Here is a 13,970-nt window from a genome sequence, read left to right as displayed (position 1 = left end):
CCTTCCCCACGCCCTCCCCACCGATGGTCGAGTAGCCGCGCGAAGCGCGGCGTATCGAGACGCCTCCCCGCGAAGAAGGGTCTCGATACGCGCCTACGGCGCTACTCGACCGCCGGGGGCGGAAGCGCGTCACCCGGCGAAGGCGGGCAGCGCGACGCCGCGCACGCCCGGCTGCACCGCGAACACCGCGCCGGCCGCAGGCTCGGCATCCTCGGCGAGGTGCTGGCGCGAGGTCGTGATGTAGAGCGTGTCGAGGGATGCCCCGCCGAAGGCCGCCGCGCTCGTGTTCGTGGCCCCCGGCACCGAGACCTCCGCGGTGACCTCGCCCGACACGGGGTCGAGGCGGCGCACTGCTCCCCCGCCCCAGAACGCGACCCACAGGCCGCCCTCGGCGTCGATCGTCATGCCGTCGGGCGCGCCCTCGAAGTCAGACACGTCGGCGAGCGTCCTCCGTTCCGAGAATGTTCCGTCAGCGACCGAATAATCGAACACGTCGACCCGGTGCGTCGGGGTGTCGATGTAGTACGCCCGTGTGCCGTCGAGACTCCACTGCAGCCCGTTCGAGATCGTCGCGCCCTCGACGGCGACCGACGCGGTTCCATCGGGCTCGACCCGGTACAACGCAGCAGCCCTCGGCGTCTCGTCGTACGCCATCGAGCCGCAGAAGAACCGCCCGGCCGGGTCGCAGCCGCCCTCATTCAGACGTATGCCGGGGTCGTCGAGCACCGCAGCCAGCTGCCGCGCCGGCCGGAAGCCCGCGTCGAACAGCGAGAAGCCGTGCTCGGTCGCGACGATGAAGCCCCCGCTCGCCCGAGGCCGCACCACGGCCGCCACGGGCGAGCCGACCGAATAGCGGGCGGGCGACGTCAGCGTCGACAGGTCGACGACGCTGCCGGCAAGCATGTCGACCACCAGCATCCGTTCACCCGCTGCGTCCCAGCAGGGGCCCTCGCCATGCCAGGTCACGGGCGCGGTGAGCTGCTCAGCCTTCACATCCAGCCTCCGTCCACGACCCAGCTCTGCGCCGTGCAGAGCCGGGAGTCGTCCGCGGCGAGCCACAGCATGAGGCGCGCCACGTCAGCAGGGTAGAGCAGCTCGGGCAGGCACTGCGCCGCCATGATCTTGGCCCGCTCGGCATCCCCCACCCAATTCTCGAGCTGCCGGGGCGTCATCACCCACCCCGGGATGATGCAGTTCACCCGCACGCCGTCCGGCCCGAACTCGCGCGCCAGGGTGCGCGTCAGGCCTTCGACCCCGGCCTTCGCCGTGATGTAGACCGGCAGCTCGACGAGGTCGATGTGCGCGCTGATCGACCCGAGGTTGATGATCGAGCCGCCGCCCGCCGCGCGCATCTGGGCCCGCACCGCCTGCGCCGCGAAGAACTGGTGGCGCACGTTGACCGCGATCCCTGCATCCCACGCGGCCACGTCGATCTCATCCACGGGCCGACGCGTGTCGTTCGCGGCGTTGTTGACCAGCACCCGGATGGGACCGAGGCGATCGGATGCCTGCCCGATGGCAGCCCGCAGCGCGCGCACGTCGGTGACATCGGCCGGAAGGAACAGGGCGCCCGTCTCGGCGGCGAGCGCCGCGCCGGCATCCGTGTCGACGTCGACGAACGCCACCCGCGCCCCCTGCGCCGCGAGCTGCGCGACGAACTCGCGGCCCAGCCCCGTCGCTCCGCCGCTCACGAAGGCCGTGCGGCCGACGAGCGAGGGGTAGCGCGCGAAGGCGGATGCCTGCTCCGTCATGTTTTCGGTCATCGTCATTGCTAACCTCATGTGCACAAAGTTTCTCTGCCGGAGAGAAAGCTATCGTCGAGAGTATCGTCATGAGCACACCCGCACACCCCAGGCGCGCAACCCTCTCAGAGGTCGCCGCACTCGCCAGCGTCTCGATCGCGACCGTCTCGAAGGTGCTCAACGGCCGCTCCGGCGTCTCCGACGAGACCCGCAGCCGCGTCGAGTCGCTGCTCGACGAACGCAACTACAACCGGCGCAACACCTCGCAGAGCGCGGCGCCGCTCGTCGACGTGCTGTGCTTCGAGATCGACAGCCCCTTCGGCGGCGCGGCGATCTCGGGCATCGAGCGCGTCGCCCGCGAGCAGGGCATCGGCATGGTCGTCACCGGCACCGAAGTCACGCACCAGCCGGGCGCGGCCTGGGTCGAGGGGGTGCTGCGCAGACAGCCGATCGGCATCATCCTCGTCGCCGCAGCGCTCAGCGAGAAGGTGAAAGCGCGGCTGCGCAGCCGGAACATCCCGGTCGTGATGATCGACCCCTACGGCGCACCGGCAACGGATGCCCCGTCGATCGGCTCCGCCGACTGGAACGGCGGCTATCTCGCGACCCGCCACCTGATCGAGCTCGGCCACACGAGGATCGCGATCGTCACCGGCCCCGATGACATGCTCGCCTCGACGGCGCGCCTCTCGGGCTACCGGGCGGCGCTCGACTCCGCCGGCATCCGGCCGCGTCGCGACTGGATCAGGCCCGGCAAGTTCCACCATGACGACGGGCTGAGCCAGGGCATCGAGCTGTTGCGGGCCGACCCCGACGAGCGGCCGACGGCGATCTTCGCCTCCAGCGATCTGCAGGCCCTCGGGGTGTACGACGCGGCGCGCTCGCTCGGCCTCGACGTGCCGGGCGATGTCTCGGTCGTGGGCTACGACGATCTCGCGATCGCGAAGTGGGCCGGCCCCGCGATGACGACCATCCGCGTGCCGCTCGCCGAGATGGCCGAGCAGGCGATGCGCCTCGTCACGCGCTTGCGCAGCGAGCCCGAGCTCGCCTTCCGCCGCGTCGACATGGCGACGACGCTCGTCGTGCGCGGCAGCACCGCCCCACCCCGCGCGTAGCACCGACCAGCACCGCCCCGCCTGGCACCGCCTCGCTTCGCCCGTGCGCTGCTCGGATCCGCAGTGCGCTGCCCGGATCCGAGGCGCGCACGGCGGATCGCAGCAGCGCACCCGCGCGCCCCGCCCGCCGCGCGCGACGGCGTCCGGCCGCGCCCGGTTGCGCACAGATAACGAAAGTTTCCTATTTCCTAGGAAATCTTGACGCAGATTTTCGTCCTCGTTACCTTCGTGCCGAGTGACAACGCAGTCACCCATGACCAATGAGGAAGAACATGCGATTCCCATTCCGATCGAAGAACGCCCTCCGATCGCTCGCCGTCGTCGCGGCAACCGGCCTCGCGGCCGTCGCACTCGCCGCGTGCAGCAGCGGCAGCGCAAGCCAGGGGTCGGCCGGCTCCGCCACGAAGGGCACGATCAACTGGTGGGGCTGGACCCCGACCAACACCGACGAGGCGAAGGGCTTCATCGCCGCGTTCAACAAGCAGTACCCGAACATCAAGGTCAACTTCAAACTGATCGGCATCAGCGACTACCAGGCCGCGATGCGCCCGGCACTGGCATCCAACAGCGGTCCTGATGTCTACGATCTGCAGCCCGGCGCCTACGTGCAGCAGTTCGGCAGCTACGCAGAGGACCTGACCCCGGTCGCCGAGAAGGCGCTCGGCAGCGACTGGAAGTCGAAGATCGCGAAAATCGCGGTCGACGGCCTCAGCGCGAAGGGCAAGCTCACCGCGCTGCCGATCGGCTCGACCTTCGCCGGCTCGCTCTGGTACAACGCGGACCTCTTCGCGAAGTACAAGCTCCAGCCGCCGAAGACGCTCGACGAGTGGAAGCAGGTCTGCGCGACGTTCAAGGCGAACGGGGTCGGATGCTTCGCCCAGGGCGCCTCGCAGGAGGGCTTCGACCAGGACACCCTGCAGGCCATCGCGAACTCGGTCGACCCCGGCTGGTGGACCAAGGCCTCGAAGGGCGACGCCAAGTGGGACTCCCCGCAGGGCGTCGAGACCCTCACCATCTGGAAGGAGCTCTTCACCGACGGGATCATGCAGGAGGGCGCGCTCGGCGCCCAGCAGTACCCCGACGTGAACAACGCGTTCCTCACCGGCAAGTACGCGATGGTGATGATGGGCAGCTGGTACACGCAGTACGCGACGGCGGATGCCATGACGCAGGCCATCTCCTCCGCAGGTGTCGCCGGCGCGAAGCCGTTCCCGATCCTGCCCATCACGTTCCCCGACGTGGCGGGCAAGGGCAACACGAGCGAGATGTTCGGCGATGCCGACTACGGCCTCGCCGTGGCGAGCAAGTCGAAGAACCGCGCGGCGGCCGAGACGTTCGTGAAGTGGATGGCCACCAGCAAGGAGGGCCAGCAGCAGATCGCGAACCGCCTCGACACCACCCCGGTGCTCTCCGGCATCGCGCCGGACTTCAACACCATCAAGTTCGTCGACCCGTCGCTGCAGAGCGGCCCCGTGAACGAGTACCTCAAGAACACGGCATCCATCGACGAGCCGCGCTTCGCCCTGCTGAACGCCGACATCGAGAATGCGTTCCTCGCGGCGGCCCAGTCGGTCGCGAGCGGCAGCGCCTCCCCGCAGAAGGCGGCGAGCACCCTGCAGCAGGCCGCCGTCGCGGCGAAGGCAGCCAACGGATGACGGTCTCGACCGAACGGTTGACCAGCAGCGGGGTCGGCTCGTCGAGCCGGCCTCGCGCCCGCCGACGCCTGCAGGCGCCCGGCCTGCCGTGGATCCTGCCGGCCCTCGTCCTCAGCGTCGGCCTGATCTACTACTGCATCGCCTACACCGGCTACATCTCGACGCTGAACTGGGACGGCGCGAGCCCCGAGAAGATCTCGGTCGGATTCCAGAACTACGCCAACATCGCCCGCGACCCCATCTTCTGGCGCGCGATCTGGCACACCGTCGCCTTCTTCGTCGTCACCTTCGTGGTGCAGACGGTGCTGGGCGTCGTGTTCGCGGTGATCATGCACTCGCGCATCCGTCTCGCCGTGATCTACAAGGTCATCGTGTTCGTGCCCGTCGTGCTCGCCCCGGCGATCATGGCGCCGGTCTTCCGCCAGATCTTCGCCGCGGACGGCCAGTTCAACTGGGTGCTCGAGCATGTGGGACTCGGATTCCTCCAGCAGCCGTGGATCGGCCAGGAATCCACCGCCCTCCCTGTCATCATGGTGATCACGATCTGGCAGTGGACCGGCCTCACCTTCGTGCTCTACTACGCCGCGATGAGCCAGATCGACCAGTCGCTGCTCGAGGCGGCGCGCATCGACGGCGCCGGCAACCTGCGCACCCTGGTCAGCATCATCTGGCCGAGCCTGCGCGGCACGACGGTCGCGCTCGCGATCCTCGGGGCGATCGGCGCACTCAAGACCTTCGACGTGCCGTGGCTCGTCACGATCGCCGGGCCCAACAACGCGACGCAGTTCCTCGGCACGTACATCTATCAGATGACGATCCAGCTGGCACACGTCGGCTATGGAGCCGCACTCTCGATCGTGCTGCTCGTGATCGCGCTCGTGATGGCGATCATCCTGCAGCTCGTCGGCCGGGAAGACACCCGCCCCGAGGGCCGGAACACGCGCAGCAAGGGAGCCCGCTGATGTTCGAGGTCCGCAGATGGTGGAGCAAGGGCATCCTGCAGCTCGTCGCCACCCTGCTCGTGCTGCCGTACCTCTTCCCGCTCATCGCGATGGTGCAGGGGTCCTTCCAGGGCGACGGCTGGGGCAACTACCGCGACGTGCTGCAGGTGCCCGGGTTCTTCCGCTTCTTCGTGAACAGCGCCGTGATCGCGGCCGGCGTGATCGTGATCGTCTACGTCGTGACGATGCTCGCGTCGTACGGATTCGCCAAGCTGCACATCCGCGCCCGCGAGGTGTACTTCTGGCTGCTGCTCGCGTGCCTCACCCTGCCCGAGGTCGTGCTGCTGACCCCGCTGTTCACCACGACACAGGCGGTCGGCCTGTTCAACACCTACTGGGCGGTCATCCTGCCGCTCGCCGCGCTGCAGGTGCCGTTCGCCGTGCTGCTCACCCGCAACTTCATCAACGGCCTGCCCGACGAGATGTTCGAGGCGGCGCGCGTCGACGGGGCGAACTCGCTGCGCGGCTTCGTGTACCTGGTGATCCCGCTCACCCGACCGATCGCCGCCGCTGTGCTGATCTTCACGCTCATCGGGGCGTGGAACGACTACCTCATGCCGCTGGTCTTCCTGCAGTCGCAGGACATGCAGACCATCACCCTCGTCCCGCAGTTCTTCGTCGGGGAGTTCAGCAACGACCAGACGAAGATCCTGGCGTCGGCCGTGCTGACCGCTATTCCGGAGATCGTGGCCTACCTGTGCCTGCAGGGCCTCTTCGAGCGCGGTCTCTCGGCCGGCGCCATCAAGTAACGCAACTGAACAAGGAGTACGAATGCCCCTCATCCAAGTCGACCTCGACGCCGAGCTGTACGCGAGCACGGGCGATGCCATCGGCGAGGCGGTGCACCAGGCGCAGATCGAGGCGCTGGGCGTCCCCGCCGACGACCGCTTCCAGGTGTTCCGCCCGCACGCCGCGGGCGAGCTGAAGTTCGACCCGGGGTACAACGGCGTCGACCGGCGGAACATGGTGCTGATCCAGGTGACGGCCGTGCACATGTACCCGGTCGCGGTGAAGCGGCGGTTCTTCGAGGCGGTCGTCGCGAAGCTCGCGCCGCTCGGCATCCGCAGTGCGGACGTGCACATCGCGCTGAGCGAGAACGGCTTCGAAGACTGGTACGCGGGCAAGTGAGCCCAGAATTTTCAGGAGAGATACGGATGCTTGATCACGACCGTGCCGCACTGACGGTGCTCTTCCTCGGCGGCACAGGGACCATCAGCGCCTCGTGCGTGCGACTCGCGGTGGCCCAGGGGTTCCGCGTGAGTGTGCTCAACCGGGGTGCGAACCGCAGCGGCCGCGAGCTGCCCGCCGACGTCGAATGGCTGACGGGGGACGTGACGGATGACGCCTCCCTCGTCGCGGCGATCGGCGATCGCTCCTTCGACGCGGTCGTCAACTTCCTCTCGTATGACGAGGACGACGTCGGCCGCATGGTGGCGCTGTTCAGCGGCCGCACACGGCAGTACGTGCACATCAGCTCGGGTTCGATCTACGCGAAGCCCGTGCTGATCACCCCGATCACCGAGTCGACTCCGACGGCGCCCAACCCCCCGCTGCCGTACGCGACCGCGAAGTGGCGCGCCGAGCAGGCGCTCGCCCGCGCCCACCGCGAGCAGTGCTTCCCGGTCACCGTGATCCGGCCGTCGCACACCTACGACGACGCGAACCCGCCGCTGCCCGGCGGCTGGTCGGTCGTCGACCGCATCGCCCGCGGCGAAGAGGTCGCGGTGCACGGCGACGGCACCTCGCTGTGGACTCTCACCCATGCCGAGGACTTCGCCCAGGGCCTCGTCGGCCTGCTCGGCAGCGAGCGCGCGATCGGCGAGACGTTCCACATCACGGGCGACGACGTGCTCACCTGGGACCAGATCCACACCCTGTTCGCCCGCGCGCTCGGCGTCGAGCCGCGGATCGTGCACGTGCCGAGCGAGTTCTACCCGGTGGTGGCACCCGAGTGGTTCTGGTCGGGCGAGTTCGTCGGCGACCTCGGCCACTCGGCGGTCTTCGACAACGCGAAGATCCGCCGCTTCGTGCCCGGCTTCGCGCCGAAGCTCACCTTCGAGCGCGCGGTGCTGCGGATGCTGGACTGGCGCGCCGCGCACCCCGAGCTCGCCCGCGGCGACGCCGCGACCGCAGAGGTCCTCGAGCGGGTCGTCGACGCCTATCACGCGGCGCGGCAGGCCTTCGCCGACCGGGCGCCGGGCGCGACCTCGCCGGCTCCCGCCGCCGCGGTAGCTTCGTGAGCATGACGACGATCCCCCGGCATCCGCTCGGCTCCACCGGTCTCGAGGTGACGGCGCTCTGCGTCGGCACCAGCCCGCTCGCGAGCATGAAGCGGCTGTACGGCTACGACGTCTCTGATGAGCGCGCGATCGCGACGGTCGAGGCGGTGTTCGACAGCCCGATCCGGTTCATCGACACCTCGAACGGCTATGGCGACGACGGCTCCTCCGAGCGCCGCATCGGCGCCGCGATCGCCGCGCGCGGCGGTCTTCCCGCCGACGTGGTGCTGGCCACCAAGACCGACCCCGATCCCGAGACGGGGTCGTTCGACGGTGCCCGCATCCGCGCGTCGTTCGAGGAGAGCCTCACGCGCCTCGGCGTCGACCGCGTGCCGCTGCTGTACCTGCACGACCCCGAGCGCATCTCCTTCGCCGACGGCGTCGCCCCCGGCGGCCCGGTCGAGGCGATGGTCGCGCTCAAGGAGGCGGGCGCCGTCGATTTCATCGGCGTCGCCGGCGGCCCGGTCGACCTGCTCGAGCAGTACCTCGACACGGGCGCCTTCGATGTCGTGCTGAGCCACAACCGCTACACGCTGCTCGACCGCTCGGCGCAGCACCTCTTCGAGGGCGCGCGCGAGCGCGGCATCGGCGTGGTGAACGCGGCGCCGTACGGCGGCGGCATGCTCGCGAAGGGCCCGGACACCCAGGCGAAGTACGGCTATGGCGAGCGCGACGGCAGGATCGCGGATGCCGCGCGCGCCATGCAGGCGGCATGTGAGCGCTACGGGGTGCCGCTTCCCGCCGCCGCCCTGCAGTTCTCGCTGCGCGCGCCCTTCGTCGACTCGACCGTCGTCGGCGTCTCATCGCCCGAGCGCGTCGCCGAGACGGTGCGCTTCGCCACCCTCCAGATCCCCGAGGCCCTCTGGCCCGAGCTGGAATCCCTGGTCCCACCCGCCGACCTCTGGCTCAACTGACCCTGCTCGTGACCCTGCTCGCGCTACAGCTGCGGAACCGCGCTGCTGCCCTCCGAGGCGCGCTGTTCCGCAGCTGTAGCGCGCCGCGGACTTATGCGCGCGGCACCGCCGTCGAGCCCCGCACCACGAGCTGCGTCGCGAGATCGATGCGCAGGTGGTCGTGCGTGGCCGCGCCGCGCAGCCGCAGCGCGAGCCGCGTCGCCTGCTCGGCCATGTCGGCGGTCGGCTGGCGCACGGTCGTGAGCGGCGGCCCGACCCAAGCGGCGACGGGCAGATCGTCGAATCCGACCACGGACAGCTCGTCGGGGATCACGACCCCCTTCGCCCGCGCAGCCTCGTAGACGCCGAGCGCCTGCAGGTCGCTCTCGGCGAAGATCGCCGTCGGCGGCTCGGGCAGCGACAGCAGCGCGAGCCCCTCGGCGAGGCCGCTCGCGAGGTCGAAGTCGCCCGAGCGCAGGTATTCGGGCGGCACGGCGACTCCCCCGGCATCCAGCGCCGAACGGAACCCCGAGAGCCGCGCCCGCGACATCAGCATGTCGTCGGGGCCGGCGATCACGGCGACGCGGGTGTGCCCGAGCTCGAGCAGGTGCCGGGCCGCCAGGGTGCCGCCCGACCAGTTCGCGGCGCCGATGGCGGGAACGTCCGGCGGCGGGTCGCCCGCCGGGTCGATGATCACGAAGGGGATGTTGCGCACGCGCAGCTGTCGGCGGGATTCCTCGGGCAGGCCCGACAGCACGAGCACGACGCCGACGGGCCTGCGCTCGAGGGCGCCCTCGATCCAGTCGGCGGCGGGCGCGTGCCGGTCGCCGCTCTCGGTGACGACGACCGACAGCCCGTTCTCCTTCGCGACGCGCTCGACGCCGCGGATGATCTCGAGCGTCCACTCGGTGCCGAGCTGCCCGAACACCACTTCGATCAGCGATGAGGACTGTGCGGTTCCCCGCCGGTTGTAGCCGTGCTCGTGCAGCAGCGCCTCGACGCGCGCCCGGGTCGCCTCGCCGACGCCGGAGCGCCCGTTCAGCACCTTCGACACGGTCGACAGCGACACCTCGGCGTCGTCGGCGATGCGCGACAGCGTCGCGCGCTCGCCCGAATCCGTCATGCTCGCGATCCTAGAGGGGTCCATTCACCCGTCCCATCTGCACGCGCTGCTCGGATCCTCATTGCGCTGCTCGGATCCGTGCCGCGCAGAGCGGATCCGAGCAGCGCACGCCCGCGGCGCATCAGCTCACGGGGTGTCGGCGAGCGGCACGAGCGCCGGGCGGTCGACGGTGCTCGTGAGCTCGACGACCCGCGACTCGGCCGACGCGGTCAGGATCGACTCCATGATGTCGAGCACGTGGAAGGCGAGCTCGCCCGACGCGCGGTGCGGCGTCCCCGCGGCGATCGCGGCGGCCATGTCGGCGAGGCCGTAGCCGCGCCCGGCATCCCGGTATCCCGCCGACTCCGGCATCGGCGCCCACTCGCCCGACGCCGCCGTGAACACCTCGACGGGGTCCGAGAACCGGTTCGGGTCGGGCACCGCGAGGGTGCCCTGCGAGCCGTAGACCTCGAACAGCGGCGAGCGCGTCGCCCACACCTCGAAACTCACGGTCACGCTCGACGCGACCCCCGAGGCGTGCTCGAGCAGCGCCGTGATGTGCGTGTCAACATCCACCGGCAGCACGGTGCCGGCGTTCGGGCCGGTCGCGATCGTGCGCTCCCGCGCCGAGCGCCGAGCGACACCCGAGACGCGCACGACGGGGCCGAGCAGGTGCACGAGGCTCGTCAGATAGTACGGCCCCATGTCGTAGAGCGGGCCACCGCCCGGCTGGTAGTAGAAGGCGGGAGCCGGATGCCAGCGCTCGTGCCCGGGCGCAGACCAGTGCACCGACGCGCCGAGCACCTCGCCGATCACGCCGTCGTCGACGACCTTGCGCGCGGTCTGGATGCCGGTGCCGAGCACCGTGTCGGGCGCGCTGCCGACGCGCAGCCCGTCCTTCTGCGCGTCGATCAACGGCCGGGCCTCGGCGGTCATGAGCCCGAGGGGCTTCTCGGCGAAGACGTGCTTGCCCGCGGCGAGCGCGCGCAGCCCCACCTCGACGTGCGCCGCCGGGATCGTCAGGTTGATGACGGCGTCGATGTCATCGGAGGCGAGCAACTCGTCGACGCTGCGCACGGCGACGCCCTGACCTGCGGCGACCTCGGCGGCGCGCGCCTCGTTGAGGTCGGCGACCGCCACGAGCTTCAGGTTCGGCAGCTTCGGCAGGCTCTCGAAGTACTGCTTCGAGATCACGCCGACGCCGATCACGCCGACGCGCAGCACCTCGCGCGAGGCATCCGTGCCCCCGCTCATGCCGCCACCTCGGAGCCGCGCGCCGCCCACAGCAAGCCGCGCTCGATGATGGTGCGCACGTTCGGGTCGTTCACGACCTCGAGCTTGTGGCCGGGAGCCGAGACGAAGATGCGGCCCTTGCCCCACTGGCGGGTCCAGATCGCGGGCGCGGTGACCGGTCGGTTCCAGGCATCCCACGGCCTGACGCTCTGCGTCGTCGTCGCCAGCACATCGTTGTATGCGTCGGAGAGTACCCAGTACTGCTCGGTGTGCAGCTCGAAGTCGGCGATGCCCTGCGTGATCGGGTGCGACTTTCCGAGTTCGGTGATGTTGACCGTGTAGTCGAGGTAGTTGTCCGACTGCTCGCCCGTGCGCAGCGAGGGCTCGATGCCCGCGTGGTGAGCGAACTGGCCGCCGATCATGTGCAGGTAGTCCGCGTTGTCGCGGTACGAGTCGGCGATGCCGCCGTGCCAGCCGGCGAGCCCCGTGCCGTTCAGCACCGCGCGGCGCAGCCCCGCGAACTCTCCCCGCTCGATGGTGTTCATCGTGTTGATCTGCACGATCAGGTCGACGGTGTCGAGGTAGTCGAGGTCCGTGTAGACCCCGGTTCCCTCCGACACGCGGATGCGGAATCCGTGCTCCTCGAGGAACGGGATGAACGAGTCGGTGGTCTCGACGGGCTCATGGCCGTCCCAGCCGCCGCGGACGAGGAGCGCGTTGCGCTGCGTCATGCTTGCTTCTCTCTTATATATACGTAGGCGTAGCTAGTTCTTGGTGCTGAACGCGGCATCGAAGGCGGTGGCGGATGCCTCGATCGCATGCTCGCGCACGAAAGCCAGCGCTTCGGGCGCGCCTTTCAGGCGGTCCATTCCGGCGTCCTCCCACTCGACCGAGAGCGGACCCTCGTAGCCGATGGCGTTGAGCATGCGGAACGCGTCCTCCCACGGCACGTCGCCGTGGCCGGTGTTGATGAAGTCCCAGCCGCGGCGCGGGTCGGCCCAGGCGAGGTGCGACGACAGCCGGCCGTTGCGCCCGTTGAGCCGCTTCTTCGTGTCCTTGCAGTGCACGTGGTAGATGCGGTCCTGGAAATCCCAGAGGAACCCGACGGGGTCGAGGTCCTGCCACACCATGTGCGACGGGTCCCAGTTCAGGCCGAAGGACTCGCGGTGCCCGATCGCCTCGAGCGTCGCCTTCGTCGTCCAGTAGTCGTAGGCGATCTCGCTCGGGTGCGGCTCGAGCGCGAACTTCACGCCGACCTCGTCGAACACGTCGATGATCGGGTTCCACCGGTCGGCGAAGTCCTGATAGCCGGCGTCCACCATCGCCTGCGAGGCGGGTGGGAACATCGCGACGTACTTCCAGATCGACGAGCCGGTGAACCCGGTGACGACCTTCGCGCCGAGCCGGCCCGCAGCCCGCGCCGTGTTCTTCACCTCTTCGGCGGCGCGCTGCCGCACGCCCTCCGGGTCGCCGTCGCCCCACACGGAGTCGGGCAGGATGTCGCGGTGGCGCTGATCGATCGGGTCGTCGCACACCGCCTGGCCCTTGAGGTGGTTCGACACCGCGTAGACCTTGAGGCCGTTCTTCTCGAGGATCGCCAGCCGGTCGGCGACGTAGTCGTCGTCGACGGCCGCGCGGTTCGGGTCGAGGTGGTCGCCCCACGAGGCGATCTCGAGGCCGTCGTAGCCCCACTCGCCCGCGAGCCGCGCCACCTCCTCGAACGGCAGATCGGCCCATTGGCCGGTGAACAGGGTGACGGGTCGTGCCATGGCTTCTCTCCTTCGATGCCGTGAAAACGGATGCTTCAGGAAACGGGGGTCCAGACGGCGTTCGCCGCAGCGGACCGCTCGACGGCGTCCAGCACCTGCTGCACCTGCAGCCCGTCATCGAACGACGGCGAGGGCGCGCGCCCTTCCGCGATGTCGAAGACCAGGTCGCGCAGCTGGTGCGAGAACGGATGCTCGTAGCCGAGGCCGTGCCCCGTCGGCCACCACACGGCGTACGGGTGCTCCGGCTCGGTGACGAAGATGCGGCGGAAGCCCTGCTCGCCCGCGGCATCCGTGCCGTCGTAGAACTCGAGCTCGTTCATCCTCTCGAGGTCGAAGACGATCGCGCCGCGCGAGCCGAAGATCTCGATCTTGAGGCCGTTCTTGCGGCCCGTGGCGTAGCGCGTCGCCTCGAAGCTCGCCACCGCCCCGCCCGAGAGCTGCCCCGTGAACCAGGCGGCGTCGTCGACCGTGACGATGCCGCGCTCGTCAGAGGCGGTGCCGGACAGCCCGACGCCCTCGCCCAGCAGCGGACGCTCGGTGACGAAGGTGCGCAGGTGGCCCGAGACCTGCTCGACCGTCTGCCCGGTGATGAACTGCACGGAGTCGACCGCGTGCGCACCGATGTCGCCCAGCGAGCCCGAGCCGGCGAGCTTCTTGTCGAGCCGCCAGGTCATGGGGCCGTTCTCGTCGACGAGCCAGTCCTGCAGGTACGCGGCCCGCGCCTGGCGCACCTCTCCGATGCGGCCGGCCTGCACGAGATCGCGCGCGAGGGTGAGGGCGGGCACGCGGCGGTAGGAGAACCCGACCATCGAGCGGATGCCTCGGGCGGCGGCCGCCCGTGCAGCATCCGCCATCGCCCGGGCTTCTTCCACGGTGTTCGCGAGCGGCTTCTCGCACAGCACGTGCTTCCCCGCCTCGAGCGCGGCGATCGCGATCTCGGCGTGGCTGTCGCCCGGGGAGCAGATGTCGACCAGGTCGATGTCGTCCCGCGCGATCACCGCGCGCCAGTCGGTCGAGGCCTCTGCCCAGCCGAGCTTCTCGGCGGCGGCCTGCGTCTTGGCGGCGTCCCGGCCGACGATCACCGTCATCTCGGGCGCGAGCGGCAGGTCGAAGAACCGCGGCGCGACGCGGAACGCCTGGCTGTGGGCGGCGCCCATGAAGCCGGTTCCGATCATGGCGAC

General features: G+C 69.9%; 14 protein-coding genes. 7 read left to right on the top strand and 7 right to left on the bottom strand.

The window, feature by feature from the left end:
* Nucleotides 1–129: 129 nt before the first annotated feature.
* Together ABD708_RS09105 and ABD708_RS09100 are read right to left on the bottom strand one after the other, a co-directional pair.
* Nucleotides 130–993, bottom strand: coding sequence for an SMP-30/gluconolactonase/LRE family protein (locus tag ABD708_RS09105; RefSeq protein ID WP_344753590.1), 864 nt, complete (start codon nucleotides 991–993; stop codon nucleotides 130–132).
* A complete protein-coding gene (locus ABD708_RS09100) occupies nucleotides 990–1,769 on the bottom strand; it encodes an SDR family NAD(P)-dependent oxidoreductase (protein WP_344753588.1) in 780 nt (259 codons plus the stop codon). The genes ABD708_RS09105 and ABD708_RS09100 overlap by 4 nt, the downstream gene beginning before the upstream one ends.
* Before the next feature lie 62 nt (nucleotides 1,770–1,831).
* On the opposite strand from ABD708_RS09100, the gene ABD708_RS09095 reads away from it, so the two are divergent.
* The 7 genes from ABD708_RS09095 to ABD708_RS09065 all read left to right on the top strand — a co-directional run bounded on the left by ABD708_RS09095 (nucleotide 1,832) and on the right by ABD708_RS09065 (nucleotide 8,706).
* A complete protein-coding gene (locus ABD708_RS09095; protein WP_344753586.1) occupies nucleotides 1,832–2,857 on the top strand; it encodes a LacI family DNA-binding transcriptional regulator in 1,026 nt (341 codons plus the stop codon).
* Between the two features lie 272 nt (nucleotides 2,858–3,129).
* Nucleotides 3,130–4,512 carry an ABC transporter substrate-binding protein gene (locus ABD708_RS09090; RefSeq protein ID WP_344753584.1) on the top strand — a complete coding sequence of 461 codons (1,383 nt, stop codon included), beginning with the start codon at nucleotides 3,130–3,132 and terminating at the stop codon, nucleotides 4,510–4,512.
* Nucleotides 4,509–5,474: a carbohydrate ABC transporter permease gene (locus ABD708_RS09085; protein WP_344753582.1), complete on the top strand. Its 966-nt coding sequence runs from the start codon at nucleotides 4,509–4,511 to the stop codon at nucleotides 5,472–5,474. Before ABD708_RS09090 ends, ABD708_RS09085 begins: the two co-directional genes overlap by 4 nt.
* Nucleotides 5,474–6,262 carry a carbohydrate ABC transporter permease gene (locus tag ABD708_RS09080; RefSeq protein ID WP_344753580.1) on the top strand — a complete coding sequence of 263 codons (789 nt, stop codon included), beginning with the start codon at nucleotides 5,474–5,476 and terminating at the stop codon, nucleotides 6,260–6,262. Before ABD708_RS09085 ends, ABD708_RS09080 begins: the two co-directional genes overlap by 1 nt.
* A gap of 22 nt (nucleotides 6,263–6,284) precedes the next feature.
* A complete protein-coding gene (locus tag ABD708_RS09075) occupies nucleotides 6,285–6,641 on the top strand; it encodes a tautomerase family protein (protein ID WP_344753578.1) in 357 nt (118 codons plus the stop codon).
* A 26-nt stretch (nucleotides 6,642–6,667) separates the two neighbouring features.
* On the top strand, nucleotides 6,668–7,753 hold the full coding sequence (locus tag ABD708_RS09070; protein WP_344753576.1) for an NAD-dependent epimerase/dehydratase family protein: 1,086 nt from the start codon (nucleotides 6,668–6,670) through the stop codon (nucleotides 7,751–7,753).
* A 2-nt stretch (nucleotides 7,754–7,755) separates the two neighbouring features.
* Complete coding sequence (locus ABD708_RS09065; RefSeq protein WP_344753574.1) at nucleotides 7,756–8,706, top strand: aldo/keto reductase; 951 nt, start codon at nucleotides 7,756–7,758, stop codon at nucleotides 8,704–8,706.
* A 91-nt stretch (nucleotides 8,707–8,797) separates the two neighbouring features.
* Here ABD708_RS09065 and ABD708_RS09060 read toward each other — a convergent pair whose 3' ends face one another.
* The 5 genes from ABD708_RS09060 to ABD708_RS09040 all read right to left on the bottom strand — a co-directional run bounded on the left by ABD708_RS09060 (nucleotide 8,798) and on the right by ABD708_RS09040 (nucleotide 13,964).
* Nucleotides 8,798–9,808, bottom strand: coding sequence for a LacI family DNA-binding transcriptional regulator (locus ABD708_RS09060; RefSeq protein ID WP_344753572.1), 1,011 nt, complete (start codon nucleotides 9,806–9,808; stop codon nucleotides 8,798–8,800).
* 126 nt (nucleotides 9,809–9,934) lie between these two features.
* Entirely contained in the window at nucleotides 9,935–11,041 is a 1,107-nt protein-coding gene (locus ABD708_RS09055) for a Gfo/Idh/MocA family protein (protein ID WP_344753570.1), read from the bottom strand.
* Nucleotides 11,038–11,751 (bottom strand): ThuA domain-containing protein, encoded by a 714-nt coding sequence (locus tag ABD708_RS09050; protein ID WP_344753568.1) that lies wholly within the window; start codon nucleotides 11,749–11,751, stop codon nucleotides 11,038–11,040. Before ABD708_RS09050 ends, ABD708_RS09055 begins: the two co-directional genes overlap by 4 nt.
* Before the next feature lie 33 nt (nucleotides 11,752–11,784).
* On the bottom strand, nucleotides 11,785–12,789 hold the full coding sequence (locus ABD708_RS09045; protein ID WP_344753566.1) for a sugar phosphate isomerase/epimerase family protein: 1,005 nt from the start codon (nucleotides 12,787–12,789) through the stop codon (nucleotides 11,785–11,787).
* A 35-nt stretch (nucleotides 12,790–12,824) separates the two neighbouring features.
* Nucleotides 12,825–13,964, bottom strand: coding sequence for a Gfo/Idh/MocA family protein (locus ABD708_RS09040; protein WP_344754510.1), 1,140 nt, complete (start codon nucleotides 13,962–13,964; stop codon nucleotides 12,825–12,827).
* Nucleotides 13,965–13,970 lie beyond the last annotated feature (6 nt).

The sequence above is a fragment of the Gryllotalpicola koreensis genome, from assembly GCF_039538185.1.
GTDB lineage: Bacteria > Actinomycetota > Actinomycetes > Actinomycetales > Microbacteriaceae > Gryllotalpicola > Gryllotalpicola koreensis.
The sequence above is the reverse complement of the archived record's forward strand: the minus strand, read 5'-3'. Positions and strand labels throughout refer to the sequence as shown.